Here is a 20,763-nt window from a genome sequence, read left to right as displayed (position 1 = left end):
GGGGGCTGCAAGGCCCCCGCCACACTCTGCTCTCTCCTGATCTGACTACAAACCTGCCCACATCATGGACAGATTGTCACGAACCGATACGTCGGGGCTATGGCAACCGCCTGTACGCTTGCCTACAATAAATTTATTAGCCAAATCCGGCGATACCGGTCAGGCGTATCTGTTCCATGGGGACCTACCCACGCAACTTACCCGCCAGGCAACTCTGTATTGCCATGCACCGTCAGGTAAAACGTTTATGAGCATCGCGCAACGATTGATCACCAGAAACCTGCAAGCCCGGCCGATGGCCAAAGGCATCGCCCTCGCCCTGATGCTGGCCATGCCATTCTCAGTCTCTGGCGCTATCGATCGGGACGCACAGTACGAGCCTGTCACACCCACGGTAGAACAGGCGCGCGCCAATATACTGATCGCCCGCCAGCTTCAGTTCACCCATTTCCGGAATCTCGGCATCGATGACTCGCTCTCTGGTGACGTTTTCGATGCCTATCTGGACTACCTGGACGGCCAACGGATATACCTCACCCAGGAAGACATCCGGAAATTCTCGACTATCCGCATGGGGCTCGGGTCTGCCCTGAAGACGGGGCAACTCCAACCCGGTTTTGACATTTACAATCTGGTCCAGCAACGGATGATTGAACGTCTCAACTTCGCCCTGTCGCTCATTGACCAGGGCATCGATAACCTGAACTTCGATACCGAGGAAACCATTCGCCTGGACCGCTCCGAGGCAGAGTGGGAACCCAACAAAGCGGCGCTGGACGAGCTCTGGGTGAAACGGGTCAAGAACGCTGTGCTGGCGCAGCGGCTGAACGGCTCCGACGACGAAGCCATCGAAGAGAGCTTGCGTCAACGCTACGAAGGCCAGCTCAAGCGCGCCTACCAGGCCCGCAGTGAGGACGCGTTCCAGGCCTATATGAATGCCTTTGCCGGCATGTGGGACCCCCACACCTCATACTTCTCGCCGCGCACCTCCGAGAACTTCAATATCAATATGAGCCTGTCCCTGGAGGGCATTGGCGCGGTTCTACAGGCCGATAATGAATACACCAAGGTGGTCAGGCTGGTTCCGGGCGGCCCCGCAGCCAAACAGGGGCAGTTACAACCGGCAGACCGTATTGTGTCGGTAACCCAGGAAGATGAAGAAAAGCCGGTCAACGTCATTGGCTGGCGCCTGGATGAAGTGGTCGATCTGATACGCGGTCCCCGGGAATCCACCGTGACTCTCGAAGTCATTCCCGCCAACGCCGCTGACGAAACCGTTACCAAGACCATTGCCATCCAGCGCGACAAGGTCAAACTGGAGGAGCAAAGCGCCAGCAAGGACATCATCGAGCTCGAGCGTGGCGGTCAGAAATACCAGATTGGCGTCATCAACATCCCGACTTTCTATGCCGACTTCCAGGCCATGCAAGCAGGCGATCCCAATTACAAGAGCACCACCCGCGATGTCCGCAAGCTGATTGAAGAGTTGAAGGCGGACGGTGTAGACGGGGTGGTGATGGACCTGCGTAACAATGGCGGCGGCGCGTTGCACGAAGCCAACGACCTGGTGGGCCTGTTTATTGACCAGGGCCCCACGGTGCAGATCCGCAACGCCAACAACGACGTTCAGGTTCTGACCGACCAGGATCCGTCAGTTGCCTATGACGGACCACTGGTGGTACTGGTAAACCGTATGAGTGCGTCTGCCTCCGAAATTTTCGCTGGCGCCATTCAGGATTACGGTCGTGGCCTGGTGGTGGGTTCCCAGACCTTCGGTAAGGGCACCGTACAGGCGGTACGTCCGCTGAACCATGGCCAGTTGAAAATCACCCAGTCCAAGTTCTACCGGGTATCTGGCGGCTCCACCCAACACAAGGGCGTCATTCCCGACATCGAGATTCCTTCCCGCGTCGACAAGACCCGCATCGGAGAGGACGCACTGGACCATGCCCTGCCCTGGGATCAGATTGAAGCGGTGCCCCATGCCCGTTATTTCGACTTCAGCGGCGTTATCGACGAACTGCGCCAGCGCCATGAAGAACGGTTCGAAACCAATCCGGAATTCCGCTTGCTGCAGCAGGAAATCGATTTCCTGAAGGAACAGCGGCAGTTGGAATCGGTCAGCCTCAACCACGATCAGCGCAAAGAGCACCAGTCCCAGATCGAACGCACCCGCCTGACCATCGCCAACGCACGCCGCGAGCTCCGTGGTGAAGAGCCGTTCGACACACTGGAAGAACTGGATGACTGGCAGGATATCCAGGCGGCGGATCTCAACAACACCGACGAGGAACTCGACTTCATCATCCGCGAGGGTGGCCATATCATGGCCGATATGCTTGAGCTGGATCAGCGCATGGCGTCCATCCTGAATCCCAGGCAAATCACTGCTCAGGCGCGCTGAAACCAACGCCTGGTGCCGGACTAACAAGGCTGCCAATGACCGCCAAAGACGACGACCGCAAGAAAGCGCAGATACTCCAGGGCATGTTGATGGACGCCATGCATGCCATGAAGTCCCTGGAAGAAGTGGAAGATCTTGAGCAGGGAGCCGACCCGCGTGACCAGAAATCCCTGGTAAACCGCATTACCGGCATGACCGGCTCCGCCCTGCGGTTCGCGGCCCGCTCAACCGACACCTCCCTGCGGGTCGGCCGGGCGTTGATTAATTCCCAGGATCAGTTGCGGATGATGCTGACAGCGGGCCAATCCCTCAGGGACATCCGCGAAGTCGCCGGGCTGACGTTATCCGAAATGAGCGAGGCACTGAACCTCAAGGACAAATCTGTTCTGGAGGCGGTGGAAAACGGCACCGCGACACTGTCATTCGAACTTATTCTCCGGCTTGCCGCGCTGATCGCCCGCAACGACCCGATCCCCTTTATCCTGCGCACCACCCGCAACTACAACCCGGAAGTCTGGCAGATTCTCAATGACTGGGGCATCGGCCGGCTACCCTTACAGTTTGAGCGGGAACGGGAATTCATCAACATCTTCCGTCGTCATGACGACGCCCGAAACCTCTCGGACGAAGGTTTCCAGAAGGTCCTCGAATTCACCCGGCAAAGCTTTGAAATGTCCCTGCACTTCGTTGAGGAACAGGAACAGACGGTGGCTGAACTACGGGAGAAATACGAAGGTTCAGCCGAATAGCGCCCTCATCCCAGTAATATTGGGGTTATGGACAACCCCTTTCTCAGTCACGATGGCATCGATCAGGCTGGCCGGAGTCACATCAAAGACCGGATTGAACACACTCACACCCTCCGGTGCGATCGCAACACCCCTGACCTGTCTCACCTCACTGCCCTCACGCTCTTCAATAGGGATATCCTGTCCCGACGCCAGGGCCATATCAACAGTACTCGAAGGCGCCACCACCATGAAACCAACCTTGTGATGGCGTGCCAGCACCGCCAGGCTGTAGGTACCGATCTTGTTGGCGACGTCACCATTGGCCGTGATCCGGTCGGCGCCCACCACAACCCATTTGACATCGCCCCTGGCGAGAATCGCAGCGGCCGCGCCATCGGCATTCAGAGTGACGGGAATCCCCTCCCGAGCCAGTTCCCACGCGGTCAGACGGCTCCCCTGAAGCCAGGGGCGGGTTTCATCAGCGTACACCCGCTTCAACAGTTTTTCTTCATGAAGGCGGCGAATAACGCCCAGCGCTGTGCCGTAGCCTCCGGTTGCCAGAGCCCCGGTGTTGCAATGGGTCAGCACTGAAAATGGCGTTTCCGGAGCCATAAACTCCAGGGCATGGTCTGCCATGGCCAGGTTGGCCGCCAGGTCATCCTCATGGATACGCACCGCCATGGCCGACAGACGCTTGACCGCCTCCTCCAGGGAGTGGCAGCCATGGAACTCCCGTTCCATGATTTGCAAGGCCCAGAACAGATTGACCGCAGTCGGGCGTGATGCCGCCAACTCACGAATGGCCTGTTTTATTTCGGCCTGCCAGTCGCCACCACCCGCGTGACGGGCCGCCAGTGCCACGCCGTAAGCGGCACTGATACCAATGGCCGGTGCCCCGCGTACCACCATATCGCGAATACATTGGGCTACACCGGCGGCACCTTCCAGCGTAATCCAGTGCTCCTCCGTCGGCAGTAGCCGCTGGTCCAGCAGCTCCAGGCTGCTTTCGCGCCAACGCATGGCGACAGTACCCATTGCGCGATTTGCGGACGGATTGGATGACTTCGGCATTAGTGAACTCCGACAGATTAAAACCATGAGTTAAGCCGACCAGTATACCTGCCTTGAAGCGAGATTCTCAGCCCTGAATCCAGGGTAGTTCTCCGGGCGGCGGCTGGTTATACTTTCCGGCTACATTCTCCGGGATCTGTCCATGGTGACAGAAGCCCGTACCGCACCCAAAAGGCAGGGTACATGACGGCAGATACCATTGTTGCAGCCGATATTCGCATCAACACCCGCTGGCTCGTTCCGGTGGAACCCGCTAACACCGTACTGCACAACCAGGCAGTGATCATCCAGGGGGACCGGATTGCAGCAGTGGTATCCCGGGAAGAAGCCGACGCCCGCTTCCGTGTCCGCGAAACCATAGATCTGGACCACCATGTGGTATTGCCGGGCCTGATCAATATGCATGGGCACGCGGCCATGTCACTGTTCCGGGGAATGGCGGACGACCTGCCACTGATGACCTGGCTGCACGATCACATATGGCCCGCCGAGGGTGCGTTTATCGATGAGGCGTTCATTGCCGATGGCACTCAGCTAGCCATGGCCGAAATGCTGCGCACCGGCACCACCACGTTCTCGGACATGTATTTCTTTCCGGAGGTCGTCGCCCAGATGGCCCACGATGCCGGGATGCGCGCACAGGTCTGCTTTCCGCTGCTGGACTTCCCCACGCCCTGGGGCTCCGGTCCTGATGAGTATCTGAGCAAAGGGGCCGACTTTATCAGGGAATGGCAAGGGACTGATTACATCATGCCGGCCATCGGCCCCCACTCGCCGTATACAGTATCCGATGATCCGATGACACGAGCGGTTGCACTGTCAGCCGACACCGGTGCGCCCATCCATATTCACCTGCATGAAACGGCGTTCGAGGTCGCAGAGGCACTGGAAAAATCCGGCCAGCGCCCCACCGCCAGACTCGCCGAACTGGGTGTTCTCGGTGCCCGCACCCAATGTGTACACATGACCCAGGTTGACGATTCAGATGTCACCTTGCTGCAGCAATCCGGCGCCCATGTTATCCACTGCCCGGAATCCAATCTCAAGCTCGCCAGCGGGCTGTGCCCGGTGCAGAAGCTGTCAGACGCCGGTATTAACGTGGCCATTGGTACCGATGGCGCTGCCAGCAACAACGACCTGGACCTGTTTGGAGAAATCAGCACCGCCGCCATGGTCGCCAAAGTGGTGGCCGGGGATGCCGCCGCGCTGTCCGCCCATCAGGCCATTGCCATGGCCACCATACGGGGTGCCCGGGCACTGGGTCGCGAACATGAACTTGGCTCGCTTGAAGCCGGTAAACTCGCGGATATCATCGCTGTCGATTTGAGCGACCCCTTCCTGCAGCCGGTTTATGACCCGGCGTCACATCTGGTATACAGCAACCACGGCCGTCAGGTCAGCCACAGCTGGATCAATGGCGTGCCGCAGGTCCAGGATGGCCGGTTGACCCGAATTGACGTGCCGGACCTGATGCTCAGGGTACAATCCTGGTCTGACCGGATTCGCAACCAATGAGGCCGGCACTTCCCGAAGCCGCCACCCCTTTTTACATTCAGGCAGAACCAACTATGAGCAATCAGAATGTAGACCATAACGAAATCGCCAAGTTCGAGGCCCTTGCCAGCCGTTGGTGGGATCCGACCAGCGAGTTTCGACCACTGCATGACATCAATCCCCTGCGCCTGAACTACATCGACGAACGTGCGCCGCTGGCCGGTAAAAAGGTTCTGGATGTGGGCTGTGGCGGTGGCCTGCTGTCAGAGGGCATGGCCCGCCGCGGCGCGCACGTCACCGGAATCGATATGGGTGAAGCGCCGTTGTCGGTGGCCAGGCTGCATGGCCTGGAGAGCGGCATCAAGGTGGATTACCGCCAGACCACCGTGGAAACCCTGGCGGCCAACCCAGAGCACGCCGGGCAGTACGATGTGGTGACCTGCCTGGAAATGCTGGAGCACGTACCCGACCCGTCGTCCGTCATCAAGGCCTGTGCTGCCATGCTCAAGCCCGGCGGCCACCTGTTTGTCTCCACCATCAACCGCAACCCCAAGTCCTTCCTGTTTGCGATTGTTGGCGCGGAATACGTGTTGGGCTTGCTGCCGAAGGGCACCCATGAATGGCGCAAGTTCATCCGTCCGTCGGAAATGTCGGATCACCTCCGTCATGCCGGGCTCGAAGTACGGGAACTGACCGGGATGACGTACAACCCGGTTACCAAGGTTTACCGCCTAGGCCGGGATGTGGACGTTAACTACATGATGCACGCCCTGGATACCCGGGAAGGTGACCTGCAACCGTGATCCAACAACCTTCGACCGTGTTGTTCGACCTGGACGGCACGCTGATAGACACCGCGCCGGATTTCATCCGCTGTCTGAACCTGTTGCGGGTCCGTCACGGTCTGGAACCGCTGCCACCGGAAACCATCCGTCGCTCTGTTTCCAACGGCGCACGTGCGATGATCCGCGTCGGTTTCGGGCTGGAACCGGAGCACCCGGACTACCTGGAGAAGCACACTGCCTTTCTGGACCTGTACGAGGAAGGTGTTGCCATTGAAACCCGGTTGTTCGAGGGCGTGGATGCCATTCTTCGCAACCTGGAGTCCCGGGCCATTCCCTGGGGTATTGTCACCAACAAGCCGGTACGATTCGCCGAGCCCCTGGTGGCAGCGCTCGGCCTGGCACAGCGCTGCGCCGTGGTGATTTGTCCGGATCACGTCACCCACCGTAAACCTCACCCGGAAGCCCTGCACCTGGCCTGCCAACGAATCGGTGCAGAACCGACTCGTGGCATCTACGTAGGCGACCATGAAAGGGATATTGAAGCCGGACGAAATGCCGGCATGACCACCATCGCCGTACGTTATGGTTACATAGAAGAGCCCGAAACCGTTGACCTGTGGCAAGCAGACCTGGTGGCCGACACCGTCCAGGACCTGGCAAAACTGTTACAATAATCCCACTCAAACATTGGACCCATCGGTTTCCCAAATCGGAGACAGGTTATGCAAGATTATCAGGCACCGGCAGATCTGCTGAAAGACCGTATCGTCATGGTGACGGGCGCCGGCAGTGGCATTGGCCGTACCGCTGCAAAGACATACGCAGCCCATGGCGCCACTGTGATACTGCTCGGTCGTACCGTGTCTAAACTGGAATCCGTGTACGATGAAATTGAGGCTGCCGGCCATCCCAAGCCGGCCATTGCGCCTCTAAACCTGGAGGGCGCGGCCGTCAAGGAATACGAAGAACTGGCCATGACCATCGAAGACAACTTCGGTCGCCTTGATGGTCTGTTACACAATGCCGGCATACTCGGTACCCGCAGCCCGGTGGAGATGTACGATCCGGAAACCTGGAATCAGGTCATGCACGTCAACGCCACCGCCCCCTTCCTGCTGACGCGCGCCGTTATTCCACTGCTGCGCAAGTCTACCGATGCGTCGGTTATCTTTACGTCGTCGGGTGTGGGACGCAGGGCCAAAGCCTACTGGGGCGCTTACGCGGTCTCGAAGTTCGCAGTGGAAGGGTTAAGCCAGCTACTGTCTGAGGAATTGGACGACGAGCGCCACAATGTGCGCGTCAACAGCCTGAACCCGGGAGCCACCCGCACCAACATGCGCGCCCACGCATATCCGGCGGAAGATCCCCGGCAGAACCCGGCACCGGAAGAGCTGATGCCGACCTACCTGTACCTGATGGGTAAGGACAGCGCAGGCGTCAATGGCCAACAACTGGACGCCCAGCCGAAATAATGGAATTGCTGTTTTATACTACGTCCCAGTGCCATCTGTGTGAACTGGCCGAAGCCCTGCTCGTAAACACGCCCATGCCGGCTCCCATCCCTGTGGATGTGGTGGACATTGCCCAGTCCGAGGCCCTGGTGGAGCGCTACGGCACCCGTATCCCGGTGTTGCGACGCAACGACACCGGCGCCGAGTTGGACTGGCCATTTACCCGGGACCAGTTACTGACGTTTCTGCAATGAGGACAGCCTGATATGTTGATGGTTATTTCCCCGGCCAAAACCCTGGATTACGAAAGCCCGCTGGCAACCAAGACCTTCAGTCAGCCGGACTTCCTGGATGACGCCTGCGAACTGGTCGACCAGCTCAAGACCCTGGAACCCCATCAGGTCAGCAACCTGATGAACATCAGCGACAAACTGGGGCAGCTGAATGCCGAGCGGTTCCAGCAGTGGCACACGCCATTCACGCCGGAGAATGCCCGCCAGGCCATCCTGGCCTTCAAGGGCGATGTTTACACCGGTCTGAATGCTGAAAGCTTCAGTGAAAAAGAGTTCGAGTTTGCCCAGAAACACCTGCGCATGCTCTCCGGTCTCTACGGTGTACTGAAGCCCCTGGACCTGATGCAGCCCTACCGGCTGGAAATGGGCACCCGATTCGAAAACACCCGGGGCAAGGATCTCTACGCGTTCTGGGGTGACCGAATCACTGCCGAACTGAACCGGTTGCTGGCAGAGGATGACGGTGTGCTGGTGAACCTGGCCTCCAACGAATATTTCAAGAGCGTTCGCAAGAAGGATCTGAAAGGCCGCCTGATCACGCCACAATTCAAGGACTGGAAGAACGGCCAGTACAAGATGATCAGCTTCTACGCCAAGAAGGCCCGGGGGTTGATGTGTCGCTATGCCATTCAGAATGGCATTACCCAGGCGGACGACCTGAAAGGCTTTAACCTTGAGGGTTACTACTTCTGCGAAGAACAGTCAGATCAGAACAACTGGCTGTTCCTGCGGGATGAGCAGTAACCCTGTCATTATTTCCGGAGTATTGAATGAACGAAGCAGTCTTTTCCCAGATTGCCATGCTGGTGCTGCTCACCGGCCTGATTGTCTGGATGGGTTTTATCGTCTGGGATCTCGCCAAGAAGTCCCAGGCCGGCCGGTTTGGCACCATCGCTCTGTTTACTGTTCTGGGCGCGGGGGTCGTCGGCTTTATTGTGAAAACTGTCATGGTAGAAGTCATGCAGCTGTGATGTGACGCCGGCGCTGCCACTTTACGGCCACTGACCGGTGGCCGTATCATCCCTTCCCCATTTTGAAACTCTGACAAGGACCGACCCTGATGTGGTTTCGTAATGCCCGTGTTTTTCGTTTTACCAAGCCTTTCGATATTACCGCTGAAGCTCTGGAAGAAAAGCTGCAGGCGGATGGATTCAAGCCTTGCGGTCCTCAGGAAACCACGCGCCAGGGGTGGGTTCCGCCTCTGGGCAAACACAGCGACATGCTGGTGCACAGCACCAATGGCTATCATCTGGTCGCATTGCGCAAGGAAGAGAAAATCCTGCCCGGCCCCGTTATAAAAGAGCTGGTCGAGGAGCGTGCCGAAGCCATTGAAGCCGAGCAGGGGCGGAAGGTGCGCCGCAAGGAAAAAGACGAGATCAAGGAACAGGTGATGCTGGAAATGCTGCCCCAGGCCTTTTCCAAGAACCGCCGCTGCTTCGCCTATCTGGCACCGAAAGACGGCGTTCTCGTTGTCGACGCCGGTTCCGCCAAGCAGGCTGAGGACCTGGCGTCATTCCTGCGCAAAAGCCTTGGCTCCCTGCCCGTCCGGCCGCCGGCCGTGGAGCAGGCACCGGCCTTCACCTTCACCGGCTGGCTGAACGAAACCGTTGACCTGCCCGCCACCGTGACTCTGGGCAGCGAATGTGAACTCAAGGATCCCTCCGAAGATGGTGGGGTTGTGCGCTGCAAGGGGCTCGATCTCCAGGCAGACGAGATTCGCAACCACCTCGAGACAGGCATGCAGGTGACCAAACTGGCGGTCACCTGGGACGACAGCCTGTCGTTCGTATTGGATGAAGAACTGGGCATCCGCCGGCTCAAATTCGGCGATACTCTGCAGGAGAAGCTGGACGATGTGGATGCGGACGACGCCGCCGCCCGGTTTGATGCGGCCTTTGCGCTGATGACCCTGGAACTGGCCAGGCTGATCCCGGGATTGCTGGAGGCGCTGGGCGGCGAGGACCGCTCAGCGATTGTCGAAGAGGCCTGAAGCCAGACGGGACACTAGGCTGTCAGTGGGAGCTGTTGAGCAGACGCTCCCGCTGCCAGTCCTTGTCCGGTTCGTTCAACACCAACCGCAAATCCATCACTTCCTCTTCCATGTTGTACTGGATCTCGAAACCGAGATGCTCCGCCAACTGCAACATGGGCCGGTTATCCGGCAATACATTACCGACCATTTCCACGGTTCCCCGTGACCGGCAGTAATCAATCATCTTCTGCATCAACGCGACACCAAGTCCCTCACCCTTCATGTTGTCATGCACCATGACGGCGAATTCACAACGGAGATTATCGGCATCCGTCCAGACACGAACGGTGCCCAGGGTCTCCTCGCCTTCAGCGTCTTCCCTGGGGGCGTTGGCGATAAACACCATTTCCCGATCATAATCGATCTGCACCATCTGGGCGACGTCCTCGCGGGAGAAATGCTTGCGGTACTGGAAGAACCGGTAGCGAATGGACTCCGGTGACTGCAGTTCGTGAAAGGCCCGGTGCGCCGGTTCGTCTTCCGCCAGTACCGGCCGGATAATCACCCGGCGACCGGACTTGGGCAGCACGATCCATTCTTCCAGCTCCCGGGGATAAGGCTGGATGATGGGCCGCCCGGGTTTGTCGTCCAGGTCGATGGCAATGTTCACTGCCACGGCTCCCTGTTCGTTAAAGAGCAGTGGTGAGATTTCCAGGCCACGGATTTCAGGAATATCGATGACAATCTGTGACAGGGTCACCAGGGTTTCCGAAACCGCCCGGATGTCCTCCTCGGGCTTCAGGCTATGTTCCTTCAGCAGTTTATACATATAAGTGCGACGCAGCAGCTCGCGGGCCAGCACCATGTTCAGCGGCGGCAGCGCAATCTGGCGGTCGGTCATGACATTGATCTGGGCACCGGCGGCACCACACACCACCAGCGGCCCGAACACCGAATCCCGGGTAATACCGACGCTGAATTCAATCCCTCCCACATGCTGGTAGGATCGCTGGACTGCAAAACCGAGGAACCCGCTATCCGGAAAATGCTGCTGATATTCATCCATCAATACCCGGCAGGAATCAATGATCGCGGCTTCACTGTTGAGCTTCTGAATGGTCCCCTTGAACCGGCGCTGCCCGGTACTCAGCTCCAGAAACGGGTAACACGCCTGTTGATGGATGAGAGTGATATCCACCGGGCGGCGCTCCACCGCGAACGCCTCCAGCACTTCTTCCACGTCGTCGCAGTAGATGGTGTCGATGGTGTTGATACCGTAATCCCGAATAACCTCCCGCGCTTCGCGGTTTGACAGGTGCATGCGCCCGGAGCGCATCGCCCCCATCACCACACGACGGGTCTGGGTCCGGTCGTCAAAATGATCGGTGAATGATTCCGGTGTCTCCGTAAGCAGACGCTGCACCCGTTGGTGACGCACATGCTGCATGAAGGCCATCACCGCTTTTTCCGGATTGAAAAATGACGGTAGCCCGGCGCGGTAGAATTCGTCACGGGCATCCATCACCGTGCTCTGCCCCAACCAGCAGGTAAACACGTTCAACCGGCTGCCCTTGGTGGCCTGTATTACCGCATCGGCAATCTGCAAGCTGTCTTCCGTCAGGCTTGGGGCATACATCACCAGCACATTGGCCACCTCGGGATCCTTGGCGAGGATCTTGATGGCTTTGGCGTACAGTTCCGGTGACGCATCGTAGTTGAGGTCAATGGGATTCTTGCGGGTCCAGTACGGGGGCAGATTCTCTGCCAGCGCCTCAATAGTGTGATCCGACAGGCTGGCCAGCTCCCCCCCCAGGTCGATCAGCCGGTCAACGGCCAGAACCCCGGGGCCCACGCCATTGGCCATGATTGCCAGGGATTCCCGGCGCAAGGGACGCATCCGAGTCAGTGTTTCGAGGGCATCGAACATCTGGCCGAGGCCATCAACCCGGAGCACACCGGCACGCTGCAGCATGGCATCGTAGATGGGGTCACTACGTTTGACACCCGCCGGCAACTGATGGGGAAACCACTCCGATTCCGGCGTGCGTCCGCTCTTGACCGCAATGACCGGCTTGGTACGGGAAGCAACCCGTACGGCCGACATAAAGCGCCGTGGGTTGGGAATATTCTCAATGTGCAGCAGGATGGCGCGGGTCTGACTGTCCTGGGCAAGGTAGTCGATCAGATCATCGTGATCGATGTCCATGCCGTCACCAAGGGTCAGGAAGTAGGAAAAACCCACACCCCGGGCAAACGCCCAGTCGATAATGGAGCTGGCCACGGTACCGGACTGGCCGACAAAAGCGACCTTGCCCGGAATGGCCCCCATATGGGCATAGGTTGCGTTCAGGCTCCTGGCCGGCACCATCAGCCCGATGGTATTGGGGCCCAGCACCCGGATTCCGGTCTCCCGGGCAGCGTCCCGCACCGAGTACATCAGCGGCTGTCCGGTTTTACTGTGGGTACGGGACATCCCCCCGGTCATGACAATAGCGGTACGTACCCCGGCTTCCCCAAGCCTGCGGACCATCTTGGGGACCGTATCCGGGGGTGTACAGATAATGGCCAGGTCCGGGCTGAACTCCATTTTCGAGACCTTCCGGATACACGGCACGCCGTGCACGTTGTCATAATCGTTCTGGTTGATGACCAGGAGTTTCCCCGGATAGCCGCCTCCCAGAATATTACGCAACACCATGCCGCCAAGGTTGTCCGCCCGCTCGGAAGCACCGATCACCACAATAGACGATGGATTAAAGAGACTTTCCAGATAGCGGGTGCTCAAGCGCAAGCTCCTTGCCGTTTCCAATCGTTGATAAGGCTATCCTTATCTTAGGCGGTTGTTTCCCTATGTAAAACGTCGATTACCCCTATAAGACCAAAGAAACACGGCAACCACGTAGCATCCCTGATAATATTGGCGAAAAGACAAGCAAAAACCACGCATGCAGAATACACGCAAGCAGAATAAGAGTAGTCAGGACCCGTATGACCACAGCTTTCTTCTATCATGATGACTGTCTGAAGCACAACATGGGCCCGGAGCACCCGGAGTCACCGGAACGGCTCTCTGCCATCATCAGTTACCTGGCCGATTCCGGCGTCGGTGATGTGCTGGACTGGGTACGTCCTGATGAAGTCACACGGGATCAGTTGCTGACGGTGCATCCGGAGAAATACCTCCACCAGCTGGACCTGATGCAACCGACCCGCGGACGCGTCTTCACCGATCCCGATACCGCCATGATGCCCGACACCTTGCGCGCCGCCCGGCTGGCAGCCGGTGCCAATGTTCAGGCTGTCGATATGGTAATGAGCAGCCAGGTCACCAATGCCTTTGTCTGCGCGCGGCCACCCGGGCATCACGCCGAACGCAGTAAATCCATGGGCTTCTGCTTCTACAACAACATTGCCCTGGCGGCGATGCGGGCACTGAACTTCCATCAGCTGGAACGGGTCGCCATCATCGATTTCGATGTACACCAGGGAAACGGCACCGCTGATATCATTGGTGGTGACGAACGCATACTGATGTGCTCCAGTTTCCAGCACCCGTTTTACCCCCACTCCCACGTGCACCGTCAGCCCGAAAATATCGTCAACATCCCGATTGAATCCAACTGTTCGGCACTGGATTACCGTAAGGCTGTGGAGGCCGGCTGGCTGAAAAAACTGCAGGATTTCAGGCCCCAGGTAATCCTGGTATCGGCGGGCTTTGACGGCCACCGGCTTGATCCGATGGCGGAGCTGAATCTGGAGGTAGAAGATTATCGCTGGCTGACAGAAATGATCACCAGCGTGGCCAGTGACCACGCCAATGACCGGGTCATATCAACGCTGGAAGGGGGGTACCATCTGAGAGCGCTGGCAGAAAGCGTCAACGCCCACCTGGAAGTATTAAGCTCCGTCCGTTAACCGGAGTATCCGGCCTCATACCCGTTGGCCTGCTGGAGTTCAGGCCGTTCACCCTGGCGTTGCAGGCGGATGGTGGTACGCCGATTGTCAGCCGGTCGACGGGAAACGGGGTACTGGTCGGCATGGGCGCGCACGGTGATCAGATCCTCAGGCACCCCCTTCTCCATCAGATAATCCGCGACGGCATTGGCTCGCTCCTCAGACAGCGCCCGGTTATCAATGCGGCTGCCGCTGCTGTCAGTATGGCCATCCACAAAAATACGCTCCACCGTGGAATCCGCCTGCACATAGGTCACAATATTGTCCAGCAACTGCCGGTCACCCGCTGAGAGGCTGGTACTGCCTGCACGAAAAGGAATCCGCGAGCGTTTGATCTGGTCGTAGTTAACCGGCAACAGGTTGGTGGTGCAGGCACGATAGCTTTCATACTGGCCAGCGAAATTGATGTTGGAGACACGCACCCGGACCGGACTGCCGTCATACCAGGATGCCCGCGTGACGGTCGGAGTCATGCCATCCAGCAAGCCCCTGGCGATCACCATCGCCTGACGGGCACTGAGAGCAACGGGCCGACGGCCCTCACCTACATTAACGGCTCCCACCCTGCGCGGAGCAGCTCCGGGGCGCCAAGCCGGCGCTTCCACCACCAGGCTACCCCTCCCCGGCCGCATCAGGGTGGTATCCGACTCCAGGTAAAATGACAACTGCTCACCGGCCTTGTGGCGGAAAACGGCCCGGCCGTATCCGGGAACTTCATGCACCATGGCACACTCAAAGACTGACTCGGAGACATACCACTGGCTGTTTTCTATACCGGCACCAAAACTGGACGACAGGGCAGTACCGCTTGCTCCCAGCAACACCAGGGAAGCGAGCGTGGCTGTACGAGGAAACAAGGTTGAAAGTCTGACCATGGCATCTTTCCGTCAGTATCTGGGTTGCTCCCTGTTTAACGGCGGATCGAATCGTTTCTTTAGCCCCCTGCCGGAAACAATTGCAAACGGCATCTGGTATAATCCCGCCAAAATTTACGCCGGCATCCGCCCGGCCCTACAAATAGCTGGAAACACCGCATGACCGAACAACTGACCATCACCCGCCCCGATGACTGGCACCTGCACGTAAGAGACGGCGCCGTTCTGAACGATGTGGTGCCGGCCACCGCCCGGTGTTTTGGCCGCGCGATCATCATGCCCAACCTGGTGCCACCGGTAACGACCGCCAGTGACGCCATGGCTTATCGACAGCGCATCCTGAATGCCGCCGGTGACCTCCCGTTCGAGCCGTTGATGACCCTTTACCTGACCGAATCCACCACCGCAGAGGACATCCGCGAGGCAAAATTCGCCGGCGTGGTCGCGGCCAAACTGTACCCGGCCGGTGCCACCACCAACTCTGCATCTGGCGTAAAGGATATCCGCAACATCTATACGGTACTGGAAGCCATGGCCGATTGCGGCATGCTGTTGCTGGTCCACGGCGAAGTGACCGATGCGGATATTGATATTTTTGATCGGGAAAAAGTGTTCCTGGAACGTGTGCTGGCACCGACCCTCGACGCATTTCCAAATCTGAAAGTCGTGCTGGAACACATTACCACCGCCGATTCCGCCGAGTTTGTCCGCCAGCACAAAGGCGACAACCTGGCTGCGACCCTGACGCCGCAGCACCTGATGTACAACCGCAACCACATGCTGGTGGGCGGTATTCGCCCTCACCTGTACTGCCTGCCGATTCTGAAGCGAAACCGGCACCAACAGGCCTTGCGGGATGCTGTGGCCAGTGGCGACAAACGCTTCTTCCTGGGTACGGATTCCGCGCCCCACGGCAAGGACAAGAAAGAAGCGTCCTGTGGCTGTGCCGGCTGCTACTCGGCCTACGGCGCGATTGCCCTGTACGCCGAGATTTTTGAGGAGCTGGGCATCCTCGACAAGCTGGAAGCCTTCGCCAGCTTCAATGGCGCGGATTTTTATGGCCTGCCACGGAATACCGACACCATTACACTGGTCAGGCAGAACTGGACCATGCCTGAGGAACTTCCACTGGCAGATGGCACCATCGTCCCGCTTCGCGCCGGAGAAACACTGACGTGGCGATTGACGGGCGCCTGAACACGCCCCCCCTTTTTCATTACCTTTAACACCGTACCCCGGCCAAACCCTAGGAGTTTGAGTGACTGACGAAAACAAAGAACCGCATCCGATGGCCCGACGTTTCCGGGGATTTCTCCCGGTTGTTGTGGATGTCGAGACCGGCGGCTTCAATCCCGAAAAAGACGCCCTTCTGGAGGTGGCTGCGGTCCTGCTGACGATGGACGAAGATGGCTGGCTGAGACGTATGGAAACCCACGTCCAGCAGATTGATCCTTTTGAAGGCGCCAACCTGGAACAGTCCGCGCTCGATTTCACCGGTATTGACCCCTGGAATCCGGAGCGTGAAGCCGTGCCCGAGCGGGAAGGCCTGAGTGAGATTTTCAGCCCGATCCGCAAGGCGGTCAAAGCCCACGACTGCAAACGGGCGGTATTGGTGGGCCATAACGCCACGTTCGATCACAACTTCCTGTTCGCGGCCGCCCTGCGTTCAGACATCAAGCGCAACCCTTTCCATCCGTTCTCGACGTTTGATACCGCCACACTGGCCGGACTGGCCTATGGCCATACCGTGCTGGCACAGGCATGCAAACTGGCCGGCATTCCTTTCAGCAACAAGGAAGCCCACTCGGCAGCCTATGATGCGGAAAAGACAGCGGATCTGTTCTGCGGCATCGTCAATCGCTGGAAGGAACTGGGGGGATTTCCTCCACCTCTGATCAGTGAGATGGAAGAATAAAAGGATGGTCCGGGGCAGGCCTGGGCGTCGGCTTTCGCTGCGCTCAAGCCGACCTACGGTATATCCCGGCATACGCCATACTGTAGGTCGGCAAGAGCGTCGCGAATTCCGACAAAGTCCCCAGCTTACCAGTAAATCCCCCGCATGATCGCCGCAAAGGCCACCTGTTCCGAGGATACCTTGGGCTTTTCGCCCGACCGGCTACCAGCCGCTGCCGGAGAATCCGGGAACATGCGATAACCGGTGTTCATCACGATCTCGCCCATCTTCGGCGCAATTGCGTGCAACACCTGCGCAAAGATACCCAGGCGCGTGGCAATCCGCTTGGGACGATAGACGATGGCGTCCGCCACCATTTCCGCCGCCTCATCCGGAGTCAGGGTCGGCACCGAATCGTAGATCTTGGTGGGCGCAATCATCGGGGTCTTCACCAGTGGCATGTTGATGGTGGTGAAGGTGACGTTGCGATCAGACCATTCCGCGGCCGCGCACCGACTGAACGCATCCAGTGCGGACTTGGACGCCACATAGGCCGAGAAACGCGGGGCGTTGGTCAGCACACCGATAGAAGAAATGTTGACCACATGGCCACGGCGGCGCTCCAGCATGGCCGGGGCAAAGCCCATGATCAGACGCACGGAACCGAAGTAGTTCAGCTGCATGGTGCGCTCAAAATCGTGGAAGCGATCGAACGACAGCGCCAGGGACCGGCGGATAGAGCGACCGGCGTTATTAACCAGCACATCCACGTGGCCGTGGTTATCCAGAACGGTTTGCACGAAGCGGTCACAGTCTTCCATTTCGGCAAAGTCACACTGGTAAGCGTGAACATTGCCGCCGCGGGCCTCCAGGTCGGCCGCAATCTCGGCCAGCCGCTCTTTCTTGCGGGCACCGATTACCAGGATGGCACCGGCGTCGGCCAGTTTCTGGGCCGTAGCCAGACCAATGCCCGACGTGCCGCCAGTCACCACACAGACCTTGCCTTCCACCGTGCCACGCAGGGTACGGTCCTTGAACAGATCCGGATCCAGGTGACGCTCCCAATAGTCCCAGATCACCGGGGCGTAATCCGGCAGGCGCGGCACCGCAATATCGGTCCCTTTCAGGACGCGCTCGGTTTCCCGGGCATCAAACCGGGTCGGGTAGTTGATAAACGACAACACCGACGGCGGAATGCCCATATCATCCAGTACGGCACTGGTCAGACGTTTCACCGGCGGCAGATTCTTCAGACTCTGACGGATGAAGGGCGGCACAAAGCCGAACATCCGTGAGTCGATACGCATCCCCATACGTGGGGCATGGCCGGCATCGCAGAAAATATTGAGGATCTCCCCCACTTTGTAGGGATCGGAATCCACCAGATGGAAACAGTTGCCGTCCTCGCCTTCCAGGTGAGCAATGTGATCCAGCGCATTGACCACGAAATCCACCGGCACTACATTCAGGCGGCCACCTTCGATACCAATCGTTGGCACCCACTGCGGAAGCGCGTGGCGGATTTTCTGGATCATCTTGAAGAAGTAGTAAGGGCCGTCCACCTTGTCCATCTCGCCGGTTTCGGAATGGCCAATCACCATGCCCGGGCGGTAGATGCGGAACGGTACCTTGCAGCTTTCACGAACCACTTTCTCGGATTCATGCTTGGTCAGCAGGTACGGATGGTCCAGCTTTTCCGCTTCCTCGAACATGTCCTCGCGGAAGGTACCCTTGAACAAGCCGGCTGCAGCGATGGAAGACACGTGATGGAAACAACCGGCACCCATGGCCTGGGCCGCATTGACTGCACTGCGGGTACCCTCAATGTTAGTCGCCTGCTGGGCTTCTTCGTCAGCCCCCATGTCGTACACGGCTGCCAGATGGAAGAAGTGGTCAACATGACCTTTCAGGGCCTCCATGGTTTTGTCGTCAATGCCCAGGTTGGGGCTGGTCAGATCGCCAATAACCGCTTTTACCTGATTCTCGTCAGCCCCCCAGCGTTCCCTCAGGATGTCCAGCTTGCCCAGGGATTGCTCACGTACCAACACATGGACGGTGCCGCCACGCGCGAGGAGTTTTTCCACGAGAAAACGGCCGATGAATCCGGTGCCACCCGTCAGAAAGTAATTCATTGATAGTCCACCTTGCCTGTTGCTCAATTGTTGTCTGTCCCTACGCCCAAACATCTACGACTAAAGTCTTAGACTGTTTGGAAGCGCCGGCATTGTACTTAATTGCAACCCTCATGTATCGAACTTTTTTAGAGCATTTACTCTTGTAAGTCATTGTTTTGTGTAGAGTAATTACTCTAGAACTCCCGCCGGAACAGGCCGGAACACAGGAAGCACCGCTAAAATCGACACACTGAATTTGAGCCTAGGAGTCTGCGCGGCAGGAGACACCTTCTGGCATAATGCGTAAAAATTCTTCAGCACCGGAGAATCTGATGGGAACCACTTTCCGCCCGTATTCGCCTGACCAGGAACTGCTTCTTCCCCCGAGCCTGAGCGAGTGGCTGCCTGAGGGGCATCTGGCCTATTTTGTCAGTGATGTCGTCGAGGAGCTGGATTTAAGCGCGTTTTATGCCCGCTACGAAGGCAACGGCCGACGCAACTCGCCCTTCGATCCACGAATGATGCTGAAGGTTCTGATCTACGCCTACGCCACCGGCGTTTTCTCTTCACGCAAGATCGCCCGGAAGCTGGAAGAAGACGTGGCCTTCCGGGTTCTGGCGGCAGGCAACTTCCCCAGGCATCGCACGATCTGTGATTTCCGCAAACACCATTTGGTTGCCTTCAAGGCCGTGTTTATTCAGGTGGTCCGGATTGCCCGGGAAGCGGAGCTGATCACGCTGGGAACACTGGCGATTGATGGCACCAAGGTTCGGGCTAATGCCAGCAAGCACAAGGCCATGAGCTATGGCCGCATGGGCGAGGAAGACGATCGTTTATCGAAAGAGATCGATGCACTTTGTCGTCAGGCACGTCAGACAGACCAGTCGGAAGACCGACAGTTCGGCCCGGATAACCGGGGTGATGAACTGCCTGAAGAGCTTCAGTACCGGCAGGCGCGGCTGGAAAAGATTCGTGCTGCCAAAGAGAAATTGGAAGCAGACCAGAAAGAGCGGGACAAGGCCCGGGGTCGGTCCCCGGACGATGATCGGCGCTCACCTCGCGGGGGCCCGAACTTCAAGCGGGATTACGGGGTTCCGGATGACAAGGATCAGAGCAATTTTACCGATCCGCAAAGCCGGATTATGAAAACGGCGGACGGGTTCCAGCAATGCTACAACGGCCAGTTGGCCGTGGATGGTGAATTCCAGCTGATTGTCGCCAACCACCTGGGCAATAATCCCAGTGACAATGGCTGTCTGATACCACTGCTGGATCAGGCAAAAGACACTCTGGAAACCTATCCGGATCAGTGTCTGGCTGACGCGGGTTACCGTAAAGAAGAAGATCTACAGACCCTGGAAGACAAAAGCATCGACGGCTATGTCTCGCTGCGCCGGGAGGGCAAGAAGAGTTCAGAGATAGACGCGAGCCGTTATCCGGCCAGCGCCCGGATGGCCGGGAAGCTGGCCACGGCAACCGGGCGATCGGTTTACGCTCAGCGCAAGCATCTGGTTGAGGCGGTCAACGGCTGGATCAAGCATGTTCTGGGCTTCCGACAGTTCAGTCTGCGGGGCCTTCACGCCGTGCAGGGTGAATGGGATCTGGTCTGTCTGTCGCTTAATCTCAGGCGGATGAGTTCACTGATGAGGCTGAAATAGAGGGTCCGAGGGATCCTTGGGCGTACTGAGTGATCGGACTACGATAACGCATTCGCTGATAACCGTC

General features: G+C 58.3%; 18 protein-coding genes. 14 read left to right on the top strand and 4 right to left on the bottom strand.

Annotated elements, in window-relative coordinates:
- Positions 1-247: 247 nt before the first annotated feature.
- Together EHN06_RS07800 and EHN06_RS07795 are read left to right on the top strand one after the other, a co-directional pair.
- Entirely contained in the window at positions 248-2,404 is a 2,157-nt protein-coding gene (locus tag EHN06_RS07800; RefSeq protein ID WP_127331732.1) for a carboxy terminal-processing peptidase, read from the top strand.
- Between the two features lie 35 nt (positions 2,405-2,439).
- Positions 2,440-3,153 (top strand): helix-turn-helix domain-containing protein, encoded by a 714-nt coding sequence (locus tag EHN06_RS07795; RefSeq protein ID WP_127331730.1) that lies wholly within the window; start codon positions 2,440-2,442, stop codon positions 3,151-3,153.
- Here the strand turns inward: EHN06_RS07795 and mtnA are convergent.
- The gene (gene mtnA, locus EHN06_RS07790) at positions 3,142-4,206 is read right to left on the bottom strand and encodes an S-methyl-5-thioribose-1-phosphate isomerase (RefSeq protein WP_127331728.1); all 1,065 of its coding nucleotides are present in this window, start codon (positions 4,204-4,206) and stop codon (positions 3,142-3,144) included. The two genes, EHN06_RS07795 and mtnA, sit on opposite strands and share 12 nt — an antisense overlap.
- A 183-nt stretch (positions 4,207-4,389) precedes the next feature.
- On the opposite strand from mtnA, the gene EHN06_RS07785 reads away from it, so the two are divergent.
- The 8 genes from EHN06_RS07785 (at position 4,390) to rdgC (ending at position 10,219) form a co-directional block, all read left to right on the top strand.
- Complete coding sequence (locus EHN06_RS07785) at positions 4,390-5,721, top strand: TRZ/ATZ family hydrolase (protein WP_127331726.1); 1,332 nt, start codon at positions 4,390-4,392, stop codon at positions 5,719-5,721.
- 53 nt (positions 5,722-5,774) lie between these two features.
- Positions 5,775-6,503: a bifunctional 2-polyprenyl-6-hydroxyphenol methylase/3-demethylubiquinol 3-O-methyltransferase UbiG gene (gene ubiG, locus EHN06_RS07780; protein WP_127331724.1), complete on the top strand. Its 729-nt coding sequence runs from the start codon at positions 5,775-5,777 to the stop codon at positions 6,501-6,503.
- Positions 6,500-7,159, top strand: a complete 660-nt coding sequence (locus EHN06_RS07775) for an HAD family hydrolase (protein WP_127331722.1) — start codon at positions 6,500-6,502, stop codon at positions 7,157-7,159. The genes ubiG and EHN06_RS07775 overlap by 4 nt, the downstream gene beginning before the upstream one ends.
- Before the next feature lie 48 nt (positions 7,160-7,207).
- Entirely contained in the window at positions 7,208-7,957 is a 750-nt protein-coding gene (locus tag EHN06_RS07770) for a YciK family oxidoreductase (RefSeq protein ID WP_127331720.1), read from the top strand.
- Entirely contained in the window at positions 7,957-8,190 is a 234-nt protein-coding gene (locus EHN06_RS07765) for a glutaredoxin family protein (protein ID WP_127331718.1), read from the top strand. The genes EHN06_RS07770 and EHN06_RS07765 overlap by 1 nt, the downstream gene beginning before the upstream one ends.
- 12 nt (positions 8,191-8,202) lie before the next feature.
- Positions 8,203-8,973, top strand: coding sequence for a peroxide stress protein YaaA (gene yaaA / locus EHN06_RS07760; RefSeq protein ID WP_127331716.1), 771 nt, complete (start codon positions 8,203-8,205; stop codon positions 8,971-8,973).
- 26 nt (positions 8,974-8,999) lie between these two features.
- Entirely contained in the window at positions 9,000-9,200 is a 201-nt protein-coding gene (locus EHN06_RS07755) for a DUF2788 domain-containing protein (RefSeq protein ID WP_127331714.1), read from the top strand.
- Positions 9,201-9,289: 89 nt separating this feature from the next.
- Complete coding sequence (gene rdgC, locus EHN06_RS07750) at positions 9,290-10,219, top strand: recombination-associated protein RdgC (protein ID WP_127331712.1); 930 nt, start codon at positions 9,290-9,292, stop codon at positions 10,217-10,219.
- Positions 10,220-10,241: 22 nt separating this feature from the next.
- Here the strand turns inward: rdgC and EHN06_RS07745 are convergent, their stop codons facing one another.
- Positions 10,242-12,986, bottom strand: coding sequence for a GNAT family N-acetyltransferase (locus EHN06_RS07745; protein ID WP_127331710.1), 2,745 nt, complete (start codon positions 12,984-12,986; stop codon positions 10,242-10,244).
- Between the two features lie 203 nt (positions 12,987-13,189).
- Here EHN06_RS07745 and EHN06_RS07740 point away from each other — a divergent pair, with 203 nt between their 5' ends.
- Positions 13,190-14,116 carry a histone deacetylase family protein gene (locus EHN06_RS07740; protein WP_127331708.1) on the top strand — a complete coding sequence of 309 codons (927 nt, stop codon included), beginning with the start codon at positions 13,190-13,192 and terminating at the stop codon, positions 14,114-14,116.
- On the opposite strand, the gene EHN06_RS07735 is transcribed toward EHN06_RS07740, so the two are convergent.
- Positions 14,113-15,030 (bottom strand): flagellar protein MotY, encoded by a 918-nt coding sequence (locus EHN06_RS07735; protein WP_127331706.1) that lies wholly within the window; start codon positions 15,028-15,030, stop codon positions 14,113-14,115. The genes EHN06_RS07740 and EHN06_RS07735 overlap by 4 nt on opposite strands.
- A gap of 159 nt (positions 15,031-15,189) precedes the next feature.
- Between EHN06_RS07735 and pyrC the strand changes: the two genes are divergently transcribed.
- Positions 15,190-16,227 (top strand): dihydroorotase, encoded by a 1,038-nt coding sequence (pyrC, locus tag EHN06_RS07730; protein WP_127331704.1) that lies wholly within the window; start codon positions 15,190-15,192, stop codon positions 16,225-16,227.
- 61 nt (positions 16,228-16,288) lie between these two features.
- Complete coding sequence (rnt, locus tag EHN06_RS07725; protein ID WP_127331702.1) at positions 16,289-16,945, top strand: ribonuclease T; 657 nt, start codon at positions 16,289-16,291, stop codon at positions 16,943-16,945.
- Positions 16,946-17,070: 125 nt separating this feature from the next.
- Here the strand turns inward: rnt and EHN06_RS07720 are convergent, their stop codons facing one another.
- Entirely contained in the window at positions 17,071-19,056 is a 1,986-nt protein-coding gene (locus EHN06_RS07720) for an SDR family oxidoreductase (protein WP_127331700.1), read from the bottom strand.
- A gap of 314 nt (positions 19,057-19,370) precedes the next feature.
- On the opposite strand from EHN06_RS07720, the gene EHN06_RS07715 reads away from it, so the two are divergent.
- A complete protein-coding gene (locus EHN06_RS07715; RefSeq protein ID WP_127331698.1) occupies positions 19,371-20,696 on the top strand; it encodes an IS1182 family transposase in 1,326 nt (441 codons plus the stop codon).
- Positions 20,697-20,763 lie beyond the last annotated feature (67 nt).

The sequence above is a fragment of the Marinobacter sp. NP-4(2019) genome (assembly GCF_003994855.1).
In the GTDB taxonomy this organism is placed as follows: Bacteria; Pseudomonadota; Gammaproteobacteria; order Pseudomonadales; family Oleiphilaceae; genus Marinobacter.
Note: the sequence above shows the minus strand (reverse complement) of the source record. Positions and strands in the feature narration are given on the sequence as shown.

Coding starts and splice junctions, on each gene's coding strand:
- EHN06_RS07800 (WP_127331732.1), top strand. CDS start 248: ATGAGCATCGCGCAACGATTGATCACCAGAAACCTGCAAGCCCGGCCG.
- EHN06_RS07795 (WP_127331730.1), top strand. CDS start 2,440: ATGACCGCCAAAGACGACGACCGCAAGAAAGCGCAGATACTCCAGGGC.
- mtnA (WP_127331728.1), bottom strand. CDS start 4,206: ATGCCGAAGTCATCCAATCCGTCCGCAAATCGCGCAATGGGTACTGTC.
- EHN06_RS07785 (WP_127331726.1), top strand. CDS start 4,390: ATGACGGCAGATACCATTGTTGCAGCCGATATTCGCATCAACACCCGC.
- ubiG (WP_127331724.1), top strand. CDS start 5,775: ATGAGCAATCAGAATGTAGACCATAACGAAATCGCCAAGTTCGAGGCC.
- EHN06_RS07770 (WP_127331720.1), top strand. CDS start 7,208: ATGCAAGATTATCAGGCACCGGCAGATCTGCTGAAAGACCGTATCGTC.
- EHN06_RS07765 (WP_127331718.1), top strand. CDS start 7,957: ATGGAATTGCTGTTTTATACTACGTCCCAGTGCCATCTGTGTGAACTG.
- yaaA (WP_127331716.1), top strand. CDS start 8,203: ATGTTGATGGTTATTTCCCCGGCCAAAACCCTGGATTACGAAAGCCCG.
- EHN06_RS07755 (WP_127331714.1), top strand. CDS start 9,000: ATGAACGAAGCAGTCTTTTCCCAGATTGCCATGCTGGTGCTGCTCACC.
- rdgC (WP_127331712.1), top strand. CDS start 9,290: ATGTGGTTTCGTAATGCCCGTGTTTTTCGTTTTACCAAGCCTTTCGAT.
- EHN06_RS07740 (WP_127331708.1), top strand. CDS start 13,190: ATGACCACAGCTTTCTTCTATCATGATGACTGTCTGAAGCACAACATG.
- EHN06_RS07735 (WP_127331706.1), bottom strand. CDS start 15,030: ATGGTCAGACTTTCAACCTTGTTTCCTCGTACAGCCACGCTCGCTTCC.
- pyrC (WP_127331704.1), top strand. CDS start 15,190: ATGACCGAACAACTGACCATCACCCGCCCCGATGACTGGCACCTGCAC.
- EHN06_RS07720 (WP_127331700.1), bottom strand. CDS start 19,056: ATGAATTACTTTCTGACGGGTGGCACCGGATTCATCGGCCGTTTTCTC.
- EHN06_RS07715 (WP_127331698.1), top strand. CDS start 19,371: ATGGGAACCACTTTCCGCCCGTATTCGCCTGACCAGGAACTGCTTCTT.